General features: G+C 33.6%; 17 protein-coding genes. 6 read left to right on the plus strand and 11 right to left on the minus strand.

Features of this window, described 5'->3' with window-relative positions:
* Nucleotides 1–208: 208 nt before the first annotated feature.
* From ABD963_RS09000 to ytxJ, 5 genes are all read right to left on the minus strand, one after another.
* The gene (locus ABD963_RS09000; RefSeq protein WP_345276618.1) at nucleotides 209–1,894 is read right to left on the minus strand and encodes an RluA family pseudouridine synthase; all 1,686 of its coding nucleotides are present in this window, start codon (nucleotides 1,892–1,894) and stop codon (nucleotides 209–211) included.
* A gap of 71 nt (nucleotides 1,895–1,965) precedes the next feature.
* A complete protein-coding gene (locus tag ABD963_RS09005) occupies nucleotides 1,966–2,373 on the minus strand; it encodes a gamma-glutamylcyclotransferase family protein (RefSeq protein WP_345276619.1) in 408 nt (135 codons plus the stop codon).
* Between the two features lie 22 nt (nucleotides 2,374–2,395).
* Nucleotides 2,396–3,841, minus strand: a complete 1,446-nt coding sequence (locus ABD963_RS09010; RefSeq protein ID WP_345276620.1) for an MltF family protein — start codon at nucleotides 3,839–3,841, stop codon at nucleotides 2,396–2,398.
* Between the two features lie 7 nt (nucleotides 3,842–3,848).
* Entirely contained in the window at nucleotides 3,849–4,682 is an 834-nt protein-coding gene (locus ABD963_RS09015; RefSeq protein WP_345276621.1) for a glycoside hydrolase family 16 protein, read from the minus strand.
* 73 nt (nucleotides 4,683–4,755) lie between these two features.
* Nucleotides 4,756–5,145, minus strand: coding sequence for a bacillithiol system redox-active protein YtxJ (gene ytxJ, locus ABD963_RS09020; protein WP_345276622.1), 390 nt, complete (start codon nucleotides 5,143–5,145; stop codon nucleotides 4,756–4,758).
* Nucleotides 5,146–5,337: 192 nt separating this feature from the next.
* On the opposite strand from ytxJ, the gene clpB reads away from it, so the two are divergent.
* From clpB to ABD963_RS09050, 6 genes are all read left to right on the plus strand, one after another.
* A complete protein-coding gene (clpB, locus tag ABD963_RS09025; protein ID WP_345276623.1) occupies nucleotides 5,338–7,947 on the plus strand; it encodes an ATP-dependent chaperone ClpB in 2,610 nt (869 codons plus the stop codon).
* A gap of 163 nt (nucleotides 7,948–8,110) precedes the next feature.
* Nucleotides 8,111–8,971, plus strand: coding sequence for a TraB/GumN family protein (locus tag ABD963_RS09030; protein WP_345276624.1), 861 nt, complete (start codon nucleotides 8,111–8,113; stop codon nucleotides 8,969–8,971).
* A gap of 297 nt (nucleotides 8,972–9,268) precedes the next feature.
* Nucleotides 9,269–10,006: a deoxyribose-phosphate aldolase gene (gene deoC / locus ABD963_RS09035; RefSeq protein WP_345276625.1), complete on the plus strand. Its 738-nt coding sequence runs from the start codon at nucleotides 9,269–9,271 to the stop codon at nucleotides 10,004–10,006.
* Between the two features lie 160 nt (nucleotides 10,007–10,166).
* Nucleotides 10,167–10,829, plus strand: coding sequence for a deoxyribose-phosphate aldolase (deoC, locus tag ABD963_RS09040; protein WP_345276626.1), 663 nt, complete (start codon nucleotides 10,167–10,169; stop codon nucleotides 10,827–10,829).
* 2 nt (nucleotides 10,830–10,831) lie between these two features.
* The gene (gene deoD, locus ABD963_RS09045) at nucleotides 10,832–11,530 is read left to right on the plus strand and encodes a purine-nucleoside phosphorylase (protein ID WP_345276627.1); all 699 of its coding nucleotides are present in this window, start codon (nucleotides 10,832–10,834) and stop codon (nucleotides 11,528–11,530) included.
* 11 nt (nucleotides 11,531–11,541) lie between these two features.
* The gene (locus tag ABD963_RS09050; protein WP_345276628.1) at nucleotides 11,542–12,066 is read left to right on the plus strand and encodes a SixA phosphatase family protein; all 525 of its coding nucleotides are present in this window, start codon (nucleotides 11,542–11,544) and stop codon (nucleotides 12,064–12,066) included.
* Here the strand turns inward: ABD963_RS09050 and ABD963_RS09055 are convergent.
* From ABD963_RS09055 to ABD963_RS09080, 6 genes are read right to left on the minus strand one after another with little or no spacing between them, the layout of a single operon-like run.
* Nucleotides 12,056–12,805, minus strand: coding sequence for a DUF6503 family protein (locus ABD963_RS09055; RefSeq protein WP_345276629.1), 750 nt, complete (start codon nucleotides 12,803–12,805; stop codon nucleotides 12,056–12,058). The two genes, ABD963_RS09050 and ABD963_RS09055, sit on opposite strands and share 11 nt — an antisense overlap.
* Before the next feature lie 48 nt (nucleotides 12,806–12,853).
* On the minus strand, nucleotides 12,854–13,705 hold the full coding sequence (locus ABD963_RS09060; RefSeq protein ID WP_345276630.1) for a 5-oxoprolinase subunit C family protein: 852 nt from the start codon (nucleotides 13,703–13,705) through the stop codon (nucleotides 12,854–12,856).
* Nucleotides 13,698–14,429, minus strand: a complete 732-nt coding sequence (gene pxpB, locus ABD963_RS09065; protein WP_345276631.1) for a 5-oxoprolinase subunit PxpB — start codon at nucleotides 14,427–14,429, stop codon at nucleotides 13,698–13,700. Before pxpB ends, ABD963_RS09060 begins: the two co-directional genes overlap by 8 nt.
* Nucleotides 14,430–14,435: 6 nt before the next feature.
* Nucleotides 14,436–15,176 carry a 5-oxoprolinase subunit PxpA gene (gene pxpA / locus ABD963_RS09070; protein ID WP_345276632.1) on the minus strand — a complete coding sequence of 247 codons (741 nt, stop codon included), beginning with the start codon at nucleotides 15,174–15,176 and terminating at the stop codon, nucleotides 14,436–14,438.
* Nucleotides 15,176–16,408, minus strand: a complete 1,233-nt coding sequence (locus tag ABD963_RS09075) for an Nramp family divalent metal transporter (protein ID WP_345276735.1) — start codon at nucleotides 16,406–16,408, stop codon at nucleotides 15,176–15,178. The genes pxpA and ABD963_RS09075 overlap by 1 nt, the downstream gene beginning before the upstream one ends.
* A gap of 3 nt (nucleotides 16,409–16,411) precedes the next feature.
* Nucleotides 16,412–19,630 (minus strand): S41 family peptidase, encoded by a 3,219-nt coding sequence (locus tag ABD963_RS09080; protein WP_345276633.1) that lies wholly within the window; start codon nucleotides 19,628–19,630, stop codon nucleotides 16,412–16,414.
* Nucleotides 19,631–19,712: the final 82 nt, after the last annotated feature.

Raw genomic sequence — 19,712 nt, forward strand, 5'->3', positions numbered from 1 at the left:
TAAGTCCATAACTGTATTTTAATATTCATTGTTTGGGTTGGCTATCATGAGTTCAAAATTCTTACTGATCTAAATGTTTGAAAAATTACAATTAGTTTTAAGGATAGGAACTAAAAAAATTATAATTTAATTTTTTTCTTAAATCGCTTGCGAACTTATTTGCATACAACTAATTAACTAATTTTAGTTATTTACCTAACTAGAGCTATTAAAAAGGGGCATTACATGTAATGGTTTGTATTTTTTTAGTTACCGGATGTATAAAAGTGAGGCTTTCAGCATGTAAATACAAACGCTTTGCTTTCGTGCCATAAAGGTCATCTCCAACAATAGGGGTTTTCAAACCTTGGCTATGCGCCGCATGTACCCTTAATTGATGGGTACGCCCTGTAACCGGATAAAAATGAATACGTGTTACTCCGTTTTCAGCGGTAATTACCTTATATTTAGTAATGGCCTGTTTACCATATTGGTAACATACCAATTGTTGTGGTCGGTTATCTAAATCGACTCTTAATGGTAAATTTATAGTTCCCTCAGTATTGGGTATAACACCGTCTAACAATGCCACGTAACGTTTTTTTATACTACGCTCTATAAACTGTTTTTGTAATTGTTTATGAATATGAATACTTTTAGCAACTAATAGTAAACCAGAGGTAGACATATCTAATCTGTGCAACAACAATGGTCCTGAAGCGTTAGGCAAATAGGCTTGCATTTTGGTAAGTACTGAATTGGATATAGTTTTACCAGGTACCGACAGAAACTCATGTGGCTTGTTTACTAGTAACAAAAAGTCGTCTTCGTAGATGATTTCTAATGCTGGTTCGTGTGAAATCGCCTGCTCAATCGGGTTTATGTCAACGTTTAAACCTTGCATCATAAACCCTAAAATAGGTTCGCATTTACTCCGACAAGATGGGTAAAATTGTTTATGTTTACGCACTTGGGATTTTGGTGATGCACCCCACCAAAACTCTGCCATTGCAATGGGTTTTAAATTATTTTTATAGGCGTATTGAAACAATTTAGGTGCCGCACATTCACCGCTGCCTGCTGGGGGAATTGGTGATGATGTATTTTTAAAAATATCAAGCAAATCTTTACTTTCTCCTCTTGAATTTAAAAATTGGTATTGTTCGTGTATCCGTTTTTGAAGTGATGCCGACAAATTAGCTCGATAGACTTTTAAATCATTTATAGGGGTTTTCAAAACCTCTAAATGATCTTCTAATTCTTTAATATTCTGTTCCCAATAACGTTTTAAATGCTTTAATTTAACTTGATAACTAATACTTTGAGCTTTTAAATTTTTTAAAAGTTCGTTATAAGCTATCGAATCTAAACAATCTTCCATGGTTTCTCTTTGCTGATCTCTCAGCTTTTTTTCCAGCTTAATTTTTGCCTTTAAGGATTTTAATTCGGTTTCAAAAATGCTTTTCGCCTCCATTAATTTACGTTTCGCATTTTGTAATTGGCTGGAATGCTCTAAAACATCAATTTCAGTATTTATTGTATTTAATTCAGCTTCACCTTTTTTATAAAAACCAGTTACATTTAAGGTATTATATACTGTCGGCACAAAGCCTTTAACGTCATTACTATCAGCAAGTTTACCGGAAAATGCTGCTAAATACCCTAAATCTCCTTGGGTGTTTTTAACAACCATAACTCCAAACATCTTACCAATTACCATTCCTGTTTGCTCCGCATTTAAGCCAAAATTATGTATGAAATCAATTTGCGTTTCCAAATATGATTGTAAATCTTTTGCTGCTAAAACACTTAACTCATGAGGTTCATAATAAAAAGGGAACGTAAATTTTTCAGGCAATGATAGGGCCGTATTAATTTTTAAGGGGTGGAATAATAACGAGCTAAATGGATGCATAGTTGATTCACAAACCTTGCAAAGAAACAAATTTTTAATTAGCTGTAAATAACTAAAATTACCACGGAGGTTTAGTTTTCCAAAAAATCTCCAGATACAATTTGATGTAAATCTGTAATGGATTGGTTATAAAGATACACCCATGTTTTTATTTGGGTACCATTGTTTAAAAAAGTATCAATTAATTTCCTTTTATAAAGGTGCGGTTTGGGGTAGAGTGCTCCAATACCTTCGTAATCATCTAAAACTCTAAAAACGTATTTTGGGTTTTCAATTTTATAAACCATCCCAAATACTTTTTCTGAAGTATTATCACTAATTACTGCTCCAGGATACCACGATACTCGGTATAATTTACCATAAAAATATCCTTTCCCTTTTAAAACAGCATGAGAATGCAAAAACGATGACATCTCATTATCAACATCTTTTAATAGGGTGCCGTAAACAAAAAGATAACTTAATAAATTTTCGGACATGGTTTAAACTTACCTGTAAAAGTTACATATCGATAAACTGTACATAGTGTTGATAACGCTCAAAAATTTGTTGAACGTAATTATATGGCTCAATACCGCGCACATAACCATATTTTACAACAGGATCATTGTAATTATTTGGCAAGCTCAATTCAAGAATCATGTTTTCTACGTTATCATCCCAAATATTTTCATCTAAACCCCGTTTATTGGCTAAGGCCTGTGCATCTTTTACATGATAAAGCCCACAATTGTAAGATGCCAATGTAAACTTAATACGTTGAATGGAATCTGTTACCTCTTCAAAATTTTTGATTAGTTGATTTAAATATTTCGTACCTCCTTTGATGCTCTGTTCAGGATCTGACCTATTGGTTACTCCAAGATCTTTGGCTGTTTCTGGCATAATCTGCATTAAACCAGAAGCTTGTGCCCAAGAACTTACTCGTGGGTCGAATTTAGATTCTTGATAAATTTGAGACGCTAGTAATCTCCAGTCCCAATTTAAAGGCGAAGCATATTTTTTTATTAATTCATCATAAGGACTGATTTGCTGATCATTCAAACTATAAAAATTACTTTTTACACGCCTTCTGAAATATTTTTCATTTTTGAAGTATTTATTATAAATCACATTAAAATCTACCTTCCTTTTTATTTGCTCCAACCAATCATTAGTGGCTTTTAATAAATTTTCAGACTCATGTCTTGTGGCCCATGCAACCCTTTGGGAAAAACTAACAGGCACTTTAACATCCAATATCGGGTAATAAGTAGCCATAATACTCGCTATATTATAATCTGCTATAGTATATTTAATTTCTCCATTAGCCACTTTCTCTATGATTTGGTCGGTTGCAAGTGCTCCGGGAACCGTATCAATATGGATAGTACCTCCTAATTCCTCAGATAAATTATAGATTCTTTCCTTAAAAGAAGACATGTCCCTAACAGATACGGTATCTCCCAGCAAATCTACAGGATCATTCACCATTTTCTTTTTTAATTTACTCCAAGGCATGGTTCTCCAATTATCTGGTTTTTTTTGCACCAAAACTTGTTTCGTTAAATATAAATGGTCAGTAAAAGATACGTCCTCTTTTCTATCATTGGTAATGGTCAAGGCATGAGCGACTATATCGCCTTCTCCACTATTCAATTTTTCGAACAGTTCATTAACATTTTGAACTACAATAATTTCTAAACCTACCTCCAAAAAATCTGCAAGACGTTGTAGTAATTCAAATTCATAACCCATTGGTCGACCTTTGTAAAGAAAATAAGTGGTACCGCTGTATATAGTTAAGGCTTTGAGGGTTCCAGAGGCTTTAATCTGTTCTAAGTCCCATTTACTAGGTATTTCTTCTATGGCATCCCTCTTTATAGAATCTTGTTCACAGCAAAAAACAAGGAATAAAACCAGGTAAAGTATTTTTATGTATTTATTAGATGCTAATATCTTTTGCATAAAACCGTTATTGATAAACTCTTACATAATCAACCACCATAGCACTTTTTTGAAAAGATGGCTCTATATCAGATTCTATGGCTATGTTCAGCAATAAATATTGATCGGTTGTAAAAGGCCATGTGGACGAATCTTTCAACGGTGGCTCATATGTGTAATGAACACTTCCATCGATACTAAAAACCATTTTGTCCTCATACCAATCAAGGGCATAGGTATGGAATTCGTTGGAAACATTTTCCAAAAGCTTGCCACCTAGGTTAATTACATCATCACCAGCACTCGACTCTGTATGTACCGCGCTTTGAACATAATTTTGGTTTTTTCCCCAGTGCTCTAAAATATCAACTTCACCACAAACGGGCCAAAAGGTAGTACCAAAACCTTGTTTTTGCCAATAGGCACCAGGCTCATTGATATTTTTATTTAACATCCAAATTGCTGGCCATGTGCCAATACCAGTTGGTAATTTAGCCTTTACTTCTACCCGACCATAAGTAAAAGCAAATTTTGAGTTTAACCTGGCCGATGTATATTCTTTAAGTTCACCTTGATCATTAAATATTTCTTTACGAGCTACAATATGTAAAAAGCCATCCTTAACATACGAGTTTTCCAGTCTATCAGTATAATGATTTACTAATCCTCCATACCAATCGCCACCGGAAGGAAGTTGGGTTTGATGAAACCATTTTTTTGAATCAATGGCACCTTCTCCATCAAACTCATCAGACCAAACAAGTTTTTTGAATATAGCATGGGAACTTTCCTTTTTTTTTCCACATTGCGTTGTAAAGAAGCAAATAAAAAAAAGTGAAATTACGTATAAATAATTCCTCATAAATTAGAATATTAAATAATAACCTTCTAAATATACGGTAATTATTAAAAAAATTAAAGTGGCAAATACCGCTTTATATAAATTGTTGCAGATTTAGGTCATTAATTTGACTGTGTGAAGCATGAGCCACGGCGATACCATTTCTTATCACTAATAGTTGTGGAGATTCATGAATCACTTGAAATTTATGAGCAATTTTGTTTGAAATATTTCGATAACTAATTAAATCCAAATAGTAAAGGTCAATATCGTTTTCTGAATAATCATAAGCATCAATAAATAGGTTCATTACCATACTGCTAATGCCACACCGGGTAGAATGTTTAAAAATAACTTGTGTTTTATTGGTTGATTTTTCTTCTATAAAGTCCAATTGTTGTAGTTCACTTAATGAAATCCAAGGCAATTCTTTTTTCTCCCTTTGCTCGGTTGAGCCACCAAATAATTTGTTTAATATCCCCATTATAATTTTTTATTCTTTACCTAAGTCGAAACAATCCATAAATCTTACAAACTGACTAAAAGTCATTAAAAATAAGGCTTTAACAGACATTCTGTCCTTTAAATAGCCTTGGTAAGATTATTGAATAAATTAAGATGTAAAAGTAAAATAATATAAATGTTTTCACCCAAGTGAAAATTAAAAATATAAGATATGAATTTAAATAATTATACAATAAAATCGCAAGAAGCCATACAGCAAGCACAGCAAATTGCGCAAGGTTATGGGCATCAACAAATAGAAAATGAGCATCTTTTTAAAGGTATTTTTGAAGTTGATGAAAATGTATTACCATTCATTTTAAAAAAATTGAATGTGAATGTTTCCATAATAAAACAAGTTTTAGATAAGCAACTGGAAAGCTTTTCAAAAGTTTCTGGAGGTGAATTGATGTTATCTCGCGAAGCAGGAAAAAGTTTAAACGAAGCGTCCATCATAGCTAAAAAAATGAATGATGAATTTGTGTCTATTGAACATTTAATCATGGCCATTTTTAAATCAAACAGTAAAATTTCCCAAATGCTAAAAGACCAAGGTGTTACCGAAAAAGACCTTAAAGCGGCAATTGAAGAGCTTCGTAAAGGAGAAAATGTAACCTCCCAAAGTCAGGAAGAAACCTATAATGCTTTGGGGAAATACGCCAAAAATTTAAATCAATTAGCAAAGGATGGAAAATTAGATCCTGTAATTGGTCGTGATGAGGAAATACGAAGAATTCTTCAAATTTTATCTCGAAGAACCAAGAACAACCCTATTCTAGTCGGTGAGCCAGGAACTGGTAAAACCGCAATCGCGGAAGGTTTAGCGCACAGAATTATTGATGGAGATGTACCAGAAAACCTTAAAGAAAAGCAAATTTTCGCTTTGGATATGGGCGCTCTTATCGCAGGCGCCAAATATAAAGGTGAATTTGAAGAGCGATTAAAATCGGTTATTAAAGAAGTAACAACTAGCGAAGGTGATATCGTATTGTTTATTGACGAAATCCATACGCTTGTAGGTGCTGGTGGCGGACAAGGCGCTATGGATGCTGCTAATATTTTGAAACCAGCTTTAGCTCGTGGCGAATTAAGAGCCATTGGTGCCACCACCTTAGATGAATATCAAAAATACTTTGAAAAAGATAAAGCTTTGGAACGTCGTTTTCAAAAAGTAACGGTTGATGAACCTGACACTGAAAGCGCCATTTCCATATTACGTGGTATTAAAGAAAAGTATGAAACCCACCATAAAGTTAGAATAAAAGATGAAGCTATTATTGGTGCCGTTGAGTTATCACAACGTTACATTACGAATCGATTTTTACCAGACAAAGCGATAGACTTGATGGATGAAGCTGCTTCTAAATTACGTATGGAAATCAATTCTAAACCTGAGGAATTAGATGTTTTGGATAGAAAAATCATGCAACTTGAAATTGAAATTGAAGCCATAAAACGCGAAAAAGATGAAACCAAGTTAAAATCATTGCGTTCAGATTTGGCGAATTTGAAAGAAACTCGCAACGAAATCAATGCCAAGTGGAAAAGCGAAAAAGAAGTGGTTGATAACATTCAAAATAGTAAACAGGATATCGAGAACTTTAAATTGGAAGCTGAAAAAGCGGAGCGCGATGGCGATTACGGTAAAGTTGCCGAATTGCGCTACGGTAAAATCAAGGAAGCCCAAGAGCAATTGGAAGCTTATCAAAGACAATTACAGGAAAATCAGTCAGGAAGCTCTTTAATTAAAGAAGAAGTAACTTATGATGATATTGCCGAAGTAGTTGCCAAATGGACAGGAATTCCTGTTACTAAAATGCTACAAAGCGAACGCGAAAAGCTATTGAAATTAGAAGATCAATTACATAAACGTGTGGTGGGTCAAAATGAAGCTATTGAGGCTGTTAGTGATGCTGTTAGACGAAGTCGCGCCGGCTTACAAAACCCAAAAAAACCTATAGGAACCTTCTTGTTTTTAGGGACTACTGGTGTTGGTAAAACCGAACTTGCTAAAGCGTTGGCAGAATATCTTTTTGATGATGAAAATGCTATGACAAGAATCGACATGAGCGAATATCAAGAGCGACATGCCGTAAGTAGATTAGTTGGAGCACCTCCTGGATATATAGGCTATGATGAAGGTGGACAACTTACGGAAGCCGTTAGGAGAAAACCGTATTCAGTGGTATTATTGGATGAAATTGAAAAAGCTCATCCAGATACTTTTAATATCTTATTACAAGTTTTGGATGAAGGCCATTTAACAGATAACAAGGGCCGTTTAGCAGACTTTAAAAATACCATTATTATTATGACATCCAACATAGGAAGTACAATAATACATGACCGTTTTGAAGCCACAAAAGACATAGATTCTGCTATTGAAGCGGCAAAAATTGATGTATTGGCATTATTAAAACAAAGTGTAAGACCCGAATTTTTAAACCGTATAGACGATACGATTATGTTCACACCTTTAACGAAAGAGAACATCATTGAAATTGTTGGTTTACAGTTAAAAAGTGTTACAAAAATGATAGCTAAACAAGGAATTACTTTTGATGCCACTCCAGAAGCTATAAGTTATTTGGCCAACAAAGGTTATAATCCAGAATATGGCGCACGCCCTGTAAAACGAGTCATCCAAAAAGAGGTTTTAAATGGTTTAAGTAAAGAAATTCTAGCAGGAAAAGTAACTACAGATAGCATTATTTTGTTGGATGCCTTTGATGATAAATTGGTTTTTAGAAATCAAGGTGATTTGGTAACAGAGGAATTTTAAACTTAATTAGGATTTATTGTAACAAAAGTTTTTTAATTAAGTCTATTAATTGGTTGGTTAGTTGAAAAGCAACATGAATCTTTAATTTAAGATGATTGTTGCTTTTTTTTTTGTAACAAAAAAAAAATAATGCTACTGATATACCGAATTTAAATTTAAAGTTATGAAATTAAAATTATCACTCCTTGCCACATTATTACTATCAGTATTCATAGTAAATTCTCAACAACTAGAAAACTCGACACTTTGGAAAATCTCCGGGAATGGCCTGGAAAAAGCCTCCTACTTGTTTGGTACAATTCATATAACATGTGATGCCACATTAGATGAAGATGTAAAAAATGCACTTGATGAAACTACACAAATTGTTTTGGAAATTGACATGGACGACCCCTCTATGCAATCCAAAATGATGGGTGGCATGTATATGAAAGATGGTAAAACAATTAAAGATTTTGTTTCTGAAGAAGATTATTCAGTTATAGATTCACTTTTTATTAAAAATGCAGGTATGTCTGTAAAAATGATAGAAAATATTAAGCCTTTTTTCTTAACAGCCATGCTATATCCAAAAATGATTGACTGCCCAATGCAATCTTTTGAAATGGAATTAATAAAAGTCGCTAAAACCCAAGAGGAAGAAATTAATGGTCTTGAAACTATTGAAGACCAAATACAAGTGTTTGATGATATTCCTTATGCAGATCAAGTTTCAGATTTACTAAGAATGGCAAAGGACAATTTAGCATATGATAAGGCGAATTTTGCTAAAATGCTTAAAACCTATAAAGAAGAAAATATATCTGAGATGTTGGAAATGATAAATGATGAAAACATGAGTGCATTCTCTAAACATCAAGATAAATTATTAACTAATAGAAATAAAAATTGGATTTCTAAAATTGCAGAATATTCAAAAAAACAACCTACATTCTTTGCTGTGGGTGCTGGCCATTTAGCAGGAGAGAATGGCGTTATTAAATTACTTATGAAAGCTGGATATACGGTTACTGCCATTCAATAATTATTTTTCTGAAATTATTATTAAATCACTCTAAATTAAAACCATAACAAGGTTGCTCTTTTATGGTTTTTTTATTTGACGCTTACCAAAATACTTTTGAAAGGATAAAAATACCAATAACTAAAGTTTAACTATTCGAACAATCAACAGGCTGTTGTTAATAAAAACTTACAAGTAAACTTCCAATATTGGTTAAAATTTTTAACTTAGCCTATCGAAAATCCTCAATTCGTTATAATTTCAAAATAATTGAAATTGTTTTTTACATAGATAAATGTTTAACCCTACTAGAATAAAATGAATATTTCGGAATATATTGATTACTCTTTATTAGACTCCACTGCATCAGAGCATGATATTATTCAATTATGCCATGAAGCCGTGCAAAGTAACTTTCATAGTATTTGCATTAATAGTTGTTACGTTGCTTTAGCGAAACAATTTTTAGAAGGTACTGGTGTCAAAATATCTACTGTAGTTGGGTTTCCATTAGGGGCTGCATCAACAAAATCTAAAATATTTGAAGCTCAACAAGCCATAAACGATGGTGCTAGCGAGATTGAGATGGTTATTAATTTAGGTTTACTTAAAAGCAGAAATTATGTTTCCGTTTTAAAAGATATAACCGATGTTAAAATGGCGATTGGAAATATACCTCTTAAGGTAATCATAGAAATCTCTGAACTAAACAAAAACGAAATTGTTAAAATTTGCGAAATATGTTTAGATGCTAGAGCAGATTTCATAAAAACATCCACTGGTTTTTCAAAAAATGGAGCAACCTTTACTGCCGTAAAAATGATTAAAAAAATAGTTAGGGATAATACAAAAATTGTAGCTTCTGGCAGTATTGAGGATTACGAAACTTCAATTAAGTTTATTGAAGTTGGAGCTGATAGAGTTGAGACATCCTCAAATATTATGGCTACCAATAAAGCCCAACAAATAAGAAATAGTAAGATTTATAAACAGTACATCGAAAATTTAGAAAAAACCACTACGGAATCAAGCCTAAATACTGTCAGTAAAGCTTAAAAACATATAAAACTAAAAAATAAATTTTAAACCAATCTTCATAATTGAGATTGGTTTTCTTATATAATTTAAGCAGCAAATTAGTAACTTTTAAGGGAATAAATAATAATATTAATAACTCCCTTACTATTAATTTCTACGAATATAACCATAAAACCAGATGAAGCTAAATAGTTTTATTGATCACACATTACTCAAACCAACGGCTACAAAACAAGAAATTATTAATCTTTGTAATGAAGCAAAAACCCATGACTTTTTTTCGGTTTGTGTAAACAGTAGTTATGTAGTTTTGGCTAAATCTCATTTAAAAAATAGTTCTGTAAAGGTTTGTAGTGTTATTGGTTTTCCTTTAGGTGCCATGAGCACAAAAGCTAAAGTTGATGAAACTAAAGCTGCACTACATGATGGAGCCGATGAAATTGATATGGTAATTAACATTGGGTTGTTAAAAAGTAAGGACTTCGATTTTGTTTGGAAGGATATAGAGGCAGTTAAGAATTCCATGCCAAATAACGTATTAAAAGTTATTTTGGAAACCTGTTATCTAGAGGATATTGAAATTATAAAAGCCAGTGAACTTGCCCTACAAAGTGGTGCCGACTTTATAAAAACTTCAACAGGTTTTGGTACTGGTGGGGCCACTATTCATGACGTTAAACTTATTAAAAGTGTTGTTGGCAATAAAGCCAAAATAAAAGCATCAGGCGGCATAAAAGATGCTAAAACCGCTTTAGAATATATCAATATTGGTGTTGAACGTTTGGGCACCTCCTCGGGCATAGCTATTATTAAAGGTGGTTCTTCAAATTTAAATTATTAATAATGAGTGTACATATTGAAGCAAAAAAAGGCGACATCGCTGAAACCATATTACTTCCTGGTGACCCTTTACGTGCGAAATGGATTGCTGAAACGTTTTTAGAAAACCCCGTTTGCTTTAACAAAATAAGAGGAATGTTAGGCTACACGGGTAATTATAATGGCAAAAAAGTCTCGGTAATGGGTACTGGCATGGGCGTACCTTCTATTTCTATTTATGCACATGAATTAATTACAGAATACGAAGTAAAAAACCTTATACGTGTAGGTAGCGCAGGTTCCTATCAAAAACATGTGAAAATCAGGGATATCGTCTTAGCTATGGCTGCATCATCCAATTCCGGAGTGAACGAATTACGCTTTGGTGGAGCAGATTATGCACCAACTGCCAATTTTGAGTTATTTCAAAAAGCAGTTGAAGCAGCAAAAACTAAAGGAATTCCTTTAAAAGCAGGGAATGTTTTTACTAGTGATGAGTTTTATGCAGATGATTTTGAATCGTATAAAAAATGGTCGAAATTTGGTGTATTATGTGTTGAAATGGAAACCGCGGGTTTATATACCGTGGCTGCAAAATATAATGTAAATGCCTTATCTATATTAACCATTTCAGATTCCTTGGTTACAGGAGAAAGGACCACGAGTAAAGAACGTGAAACCACGTTTAAAGATATGATCAAAATTGCTTTAGAATTAGCTTAAAATCAAAGAATATGAAATTTTTAAAAACTCTGGCTGTAATCTCAATTTTCTTTTCGTTGTCTTGTAAAAAAGAACAAAAAACTATACAACCATCTAATGAAAGCACCTCAATCTTTTATTTTATAAGGCATGCTGAAAAAGACAGAAGTGATAGCACTAACCAAAATCCGCACCTCAATAAGCAAGGATCTTTAAGAGCAGAAAAATGGAATGACGTTTTTAAAAACATTTCATTTGATGCTATTTATTCTACGGATTATAATAGGACTAGAGAAACAGCAGCACCAACGGCATCAAAAAATAATTTAGAATTAATTATTTATAATCCGAAAACCATCGATATTTCAAAGTTTTTAAGCGATAATGAAGGCAAGCATGTTTTGGTTGTTGGACATAGTAACACAACTCCTGATTTTGTCAATAAAATTTTAGGAAGCGAGACTTATGAAGATATTGACGACAGTAACAATAAAAATCTTTATATTGTTACAAAAACAGGAAACACTATTTCCAGCAATTTATTGTTTATTGAGTAGCTTCCGTGCTGACCGTAATATTTTTCAATTCAATTTTTGATAGCAAATCCAATTCATTCTTTTCAAATAGAATATCTAGATCATGTAAATTGATTTCATTGTTTCTAGGTTTATAGTTATTGTAATCAACAAACCTAATACCACTTAGGTAGCGCTCGTTATAAGCCTCTCTAAAACGATAACCTTTTCCTTTATTCTCATTATATGAATACGCTAAGTAATCTACTTTAAAGTTCTTATTATCAATCCAATAAATAAATTCATCATCAAAATCTTCTCCTCCTCCATCCTCATTAAAAGTTACCTTTATTTTAAAATAACTGCGCCCTTTAATTTCAACCTCGTTAAGGTAAGTTTTATTAACAGCTCTATCATTTAACCCATAAGGTAAAACCGAAAAATAATGTACCGAGTTTACAGAGGCTTTGAGTTTATTTACCAAAGAATCTTCCAATTCCATTTTTTGACCATTTGCAAAACGAGTGAAACTATTATTATCTAGGACATCATAGATTGAATCTTGAGAATTTATAATGAGTCTCGAAAGTGAAAAACCTCCACCATATCTTCTAGCTGCATATCGTCTACCCCTGAAGTCAAATGCAATAGTCGATTTCTTAAATAGCTCACCACCTGAAACTTCAATGGATCTATCAACGATGACGTTAGCATCTTTACTGTCTTTTTCACAACTTGAAAATGACATCATCAATAAAATAAAAAACGTGATTTTTTTCATAATAAATAAAGTTTTATAGTAAGTACTAAAGTCAATAGATGCCTAATTTTAGCTTGAAATAAATTTAAATTTTATGTGGTTCCCCGTAAATTTCTGAGCTAAAATATCTATGGATGACTCCTTAACCTGCAGCACTCTAGGATACCCACCCGTGGTTTGGCAATCGCGCATCAATATAATAAGCTTTCCTGAAGGTGTTAGTTGAACCGTTCCTGGAAGCACTCCAGAGGTAATAATGGGCTTTAAGTTGTTTTTAAGGTTTTCCTCCAATTGATAGGCCATTCGATTATTATCTTTTGAAATAGTAAATGACTTATTCAACAATTGATTTTTTTGGTCATCTGATAGCAGATCGAACTCTGGTCCTTTTAAAACCTCCACAATATCAGAGGTCAAATAAGATACATTAAACCTAACAGATGCATTTTTATAAATAATATCAGTTGAATAATCACAAACTATCAGTTCATCGTTTTTAAAGAGCTTAAATTGCTCCGTAATGTTTTGACACATACTTTTACTACCCATTATTGTTTCGCTCTTAAAACCTCCCCAAATGGCTAAATAACATCTAAAACCAGAGTTTAATTTACCAAAAGACAACACATCGTTGGGTTTAAGGGCAACTACTTTATTTAGCCCGATAGGATAATCATTCAATTTGGGCGACATATCAGCACCTGAAATGACCATAAAAGTCTCAACTTGAAATTGAAGTTTAGCGCCTGTCATTGTCATTTCCAAAACAGCTTCATCTTCCTTGTTTCCTAATAATGCATTAGCAAAAGAAGCAGCTTTTCGATCCATAACCCCAGAATACGGCACTCCAAATTCCAGATAATGATTACGTCCAAAATCTTGTATAGAACTGTAAAACCCAGTATTTAAAACTTTAATCATGGTAAACCTCGCTTTCCATTTGGTAAACATTCGCGTCTACTAGAGTTTTAATATCTTGATATTCTTTTAAACTCACTGGATAAAATTTTATCCTGTCCCCAGCTTGAGCAAAACAAGGATTGACATTAGAAGCATCAAAAAAGTTTAAGGGTGAATTACCTATAACATTCCAACCACCTGGACTCGTATTTGGATACACGCCAGTTTGATTTCCGCCAATGGCAACTGCCCCTTTTTCAATGTGTAATCTGGGAGATGATTTTCTGGGAATTTCTAGTGATTTATCCAAACCACCCAAGTATAAAAACCCTGGTAAAAAACCAATAAAATAAACTGTGTAAATGGGTTGGGAATGACGCTTTATTATCTCTTTTTTTGATAGCTTTTTTTCTTTTGAAATAAACTCTAAATCCAATGCGAAATCAGTGTCATAACAGACAGGAATTTTCCATAGTTTAGACTCATTTTTAGCTGATATTTTTTCAGAGCCATAGATTTTGTCTATAATCACTATTTCGTGTTCTAAATTTTTAATCGAATTACTATAAATTATTAATAATGAATTATATGAAGATTTTAATTCAACTAAAAGTTTAAGTTTACTTTTTTTGATTTTTTGCTTAAAATGGATAATGTCCGCTAAAATCAGCTCATTTATTTCTTGAGGCCATTCAACCAAAATAGCACGTTCTCCAAAGGGTTTGTATGTAAGTTCAAAAGCCATTAAAAATCATCTTATTTTAATTCCTTTTAACGTTAATTTTTCGTTCAGGTTTTTTATCAAATCTATCGCTTTAGGATTATCGCCATGTACACAAAATGTGTCGGCTTTCATGTCATTTTCTGTACCATGAATCGTCTTAACTTTCTGCTCAGAAACCATTCTAAAAACATGCTCAAAAACTTGGTTTGGGTCTTCAATCACCGCATGATTTTCACTTCTTGAAACCAAGGTCAAATCATTATTGTAGTTTCTATCCGCAAAGGCTTCATAAGTAATATTAATACCATTTTTTAATGCCAAATCTTCAATAACCGATTTGTAAGGCACATATAATTTTATGGGTAAAGTGATGCTTTTCATCACCTCAATAATGACCTTGGCAATCTTTTCATCTACGGCTGCAATATTGTAAAGCGCACCGTGTGGCTTTATATGATGCAACAGAACATGCTCTTCATTTAAAACATGTATTAAATCATCTATTTGGGATTTTATGGATGTGAACAAGGCAGCACAAGACATATCCATGGGTTGTCTTCCAAAGTTTTCCTTATCAGGAAATGAAGGGTGTGCTCCTATTTTGACCTGGTTTTGTTTAGCTAACTTGACGACCGTTTTCATGGTGTCATAATCACCTGCATGTCCGCCACAAGCAATATTACAAGATGCGATGTATGGCATTAGTGAAGCCTCGTTACCAACGCCTTCACCAACATCTACATTAATATCCACCGTTTGATTTTCCACTAAAACAGGTTTAAGCTAAATACTTTATTTAAAGTTGCCATTGACAGTAAGATACTAATTCCTAGAATTAAAAACCCAAAAATGTTTTGTTTTGTAGTGTTTTTAAAAGCCCCTAAAACAGATTTCTTATTCATAATCCAAAGTAAAAACCCAGCAATAACCGGCAGTAAAATACCATTGGCTACTTGGGCAAACTTGATAATATCAATCGGTTTTATGCTTAATGAGGAAAACACAACCCCTAAAACCAAAATGAACATCCAAACTGCACGAAACTTTTTGGTTTTCATGCCAGATGACCAACCCAAACAACCACTTGCCACATAAGCAGCCGCTAAAGGTGCTGTGATAGCGCTGGTAATTCCTGAAGCAAACAAGCCAATTGCTAAAAAATATTTTGCGAAACTGCCAAAAAGGGGTTCTAAACCTTGTGCTAAATCGGAGGCGTTCCTGATGGTTTCACTTTGTATGGAAGCTGCCGAAATAATAATACACATGGATACTAGACCTCCTAAAAAAACGGCAATGATGGTGTCTCTTTTTGCAAACCGTAGGTCTGACTTTGCTTTCCATTTTTCTGTAACTAAAGAAGCATGTAAAAACAAATTATAAGGCACTACTGTAGTACCAATAAGTGCAATAATGGTAAGTAAGCTTCCCTTAGGAAATTTTGGAAATAAGGCACCTTTTAAAATTTCACTTATATTAGGTTTCGTGATAATAGCAGTAATTAAAAATGCAATACTCATTAAAACAACCAACGAAATAAGGGCTTTTTCCAGTACTTTATAATTACCAATATAAAGCAAAATAAAAGCTATACATCCAATAACTACACTCAATAAATTTATTGAAAAACCACACATTTTTAAACTTGGGTTTCCACTGATAGCTTCCAAACCCAATACACCACCCGTAATATTTCCAGCTTCATACGCGGCGTTTCCAATAACGATAGCAGAAAGTATTAAAAGAATTGCTATAAATTTAAAAACAGGGTGCTCTAATTCAGTTCTAATAATTTCTGATAAACCCTTCTGAGTAATAATACCTAAACGCGCCGACATTTCTTGTAAAACAATGGTAGCTATAATAGACAAAACCATCGCCCATAAAAGTTCAAAACCAAAACCAACCCCTGCTAGGGTACATACTGTAACCGAACCAGGGCCAATAAATGCTGCTGCAATTAATGGCCCTGGACCGATATTTTTAAACCAGTTTTTCAATATAGTTTATAATTGTTTTAAAAGTGTATCTACCGCCATTCTTAGTTGAGTATCCTCACCTTTAGCTTTATCATCAGGATTATTTTTCACCAAGATATCTGGCACTGCCGGCCCTAATTCCATATTGGATTCCGTGTTTTTTACATACCAACCTCTAAAGGGCATTCTTACAGATGATCCATCTATTAATCTCGCAGATCCAGTTGAAATAACGGCACCAAAGGTGGGCTCACCAACTAACGTGCCAATACCTAGTGCCTTGTAAGCATGAGAAAATATTTCTGCATTAGAGTAACTGGTATGATTACACATCGCTATAGATGGTTTGGTCCAAGAAGCTAAAGGCAAACGCTCACTATATGGATAGTAATCTTTAAACTTTGTATGCTCTTTCTCTAAATTTTCTGCTGCTCCTCTAGGCACAGTATAAGCATGTTGTTTAACATTTAACACAGCCATTAAGTAGTCGGTAGTCCAACCACCACCGTTGTATCTCACATCTATTACAAGCCCTTCCTTACCTAACCCAGCAGCCATTAACTCACGTTCAAAATTTTCAAAACTTTGCCAGTCCATACCTTGTATGTGAATATATCCCAATTTGCCATTGGAATATTTATCGGTTAATCGTTTACGTTCTTTAACCCAAGCATTATAATTTTCTTTTCTGTTACTGTAATCAGGCCTGATGACAACTTCTAGGTTATTATTTCCACGCTTAATTTCCAAATAAATTTTTTCATTTGAAGTGCCTTCTAGCAAACTATAAAAATTTAGATTTTTTGAAAGTCTGGTTCCATTTACACCTAAAATAACATCTCCAACATTCAAATTACTAGCGCTTTTAGCTGCAGGCATATTTTCAACTACTTTAGTGACCTCAACAGCGCCATTGTTATTTGGTTTTAATTCTATTCCCAATAAACCTGTTGATTCTCTTTGTAATTCCTCTCGGTCTTCACCCACTCTAAAACCCATATGGCTCGCATTAATTTGACCGAGCATCCAGTTAAATATTTCCTGAAAATCGGTTCTTGTAGAAGCTTTCATGGCCAAAGGTTTGTACTTTTTCTTTAAGGCTGTCCAATCTTGACCGTGGAAATTAGGATCATAAAAACCATCGTTGATGGCTTTCCATGCTTCTTCAAAAATTTGGTTGGATTCTGCAACATAATCCACGTCCATTTTTGCACCTATTGATAATGACTCCTTTTTGTCATTGGAAATATTAATACTGGATAAACTACCAAAACTGGTGGTTAACAAAAACATGCTTTCTTTTTTATCAGCCACTATATTAGAAGGCCTTGAATTACCCGTGGTAATGGCTTTTTTATCCTCTCCATTCCAAGAAATTTTATATAAATCTGATTCGATATCGGCATCACCCCTTGAGCCATTACCAGTCGTGTAGTAAATGGTTTTACCATCTCTGGATATGTATTGTACAAACTCGCCTCCAACAAAAGAAGTCACCTGAACTTGACGTTCGTGTATATCATCAAAATCAATAACAATATCTTTTACGCCCGCATCTTTTTTATCATCTTTTTTAGATTTATCCTTTTCCAGTTTATCAGCATTTTTTTCTTCTTCCCAATCTTGTGGTGTTTTTTCCCAATCTTCTTTATTTAACCAAGTAAACCACACATCATAATCACCATTATTTCTATTGGATGAAAACACCAATTTTTTACCATCGGCACTCCATAAAGGCCTGGTATCCTGCTTTGGGTGCATGGAAATATTAACTGGTTTTATAGAATTATCGGCTTTATGAATATAAATTTCGCCATTAAAATTTAAATCACTTAAATTATAAGCTAACCACTTCGAATCTGGTGACCATGATACTCCTGAAGGTGTGTCCCAGCCATTTAACAAAGTAGTTTCATTTGACAACTTACCCTTGGCATCAATTTTTGAAACAATTAATTTACCTCTTCCCACTTTATAGGCTATGGATTTTCCATCAGGCGACATTACAGGGTCTTCTTCACCTTCTTTCGTATTGGTTAATCTAACAACTTGATGTTTTAAGGTTTTAAACAAATCGGTTTCTTTGGCATCATCCGATTTTAATAAATACAAATCATTTTGTCCTTCTTTATCTGATACAAAAACCAAGGCACTATCATTTAACCAAGTGGGCATTCTATCTCTGAATGGCGAATTGGAAAGATTTATGGTTCTTTTGTTATCCTTATCAGTGGATCTTAAAAAAAGTTCACCCCTAATTACCATGGCGGCATATTTCCCGTTTGGCGAAATAGCAATTTCCTCTATACGATTTGTAAAAGTTTTATGTTCAACGGGGTCGTGTCTATAATCTGAACCAATATTCAATTTGACTTCTTTGGGTGCATTGGTTGTTGTATTTAAAACAAACAATTTATCCCCTTGAACCATGGCTAAATCCTTACCGTTAACACTTACATTGAAAGAAAAAATACCCATATCCTTAAAAGTCGTAACAGGTGTTATGACCCCTACTTTTTTGCCATTGGAATCGATATTCAATTTATGAACATTGTATTTACCATCTCTTGAAGATTGAAAATAGATGGTTGAGTCATTTCCCCACTGTGGATAAAAATCATTACCATCATACGTTGTGAGTTGGGTGTAACTATCATTCGCCTTATTATAAAGCCAAATATCCCTGTTTGCTGGACCACGATAAGCTTCGCGGGCAATTCTACAAGAACCCTTTACAAAAACAATAAATTTACCATTTGGTGAGACTTTTGCATCAAAACCAATAGTGCTCATCAATCTGGTAGGTGTACCTCCGACATCACTTACCATATGAGTTTCCATTTCTCTTTCCACTTGTACAAAGTCTCTACGTGTGGAAAATAAAATGGAGCCCTCTTTTGTATAATCGGTCAAATAATCGGATGTTGAGTGATACGTAATACGTTTTGGAACACCACCATCTTTTGAAATCACATAAATATCATTATTACTATAACGGTCACTTTCAAAGGCAATATTATTCCCATCATAACTCCAAAGTGGTTTTGTATCGTATCCTTCGTGAATAGTAATTCGTTTTGGGTTTTCACCATTTATATCTGATGTCCATATATCGCCTTGAAAATTAAACGCAATATACTGTCCGTCAGGACTTATTGATGGATGATTTATTAAAGGGGATTGAGCAAAATTTTTGGCAACAAAAACGAGTATAAAACATAGTGATAACTTCAAAGACTTTTTCATTTCAATGGTGGTTTTAATTTTTTGCCCTAAAGTTAATTTGAATATGTTGATTGGTCTGAATTATCAACATACTTTTAACACA

It is taken from the genome of Litoribaculum gwangyangense (assembly GCF_039543505.1).
In the GTDB taxonomy this organism is placed as follows: Bacteria; Bacteroidota; Bacteroidia; order Flavobacteriales; family Flavobacteriaceae; genus Litoribaculum; species Litoribaculum gwangyangense.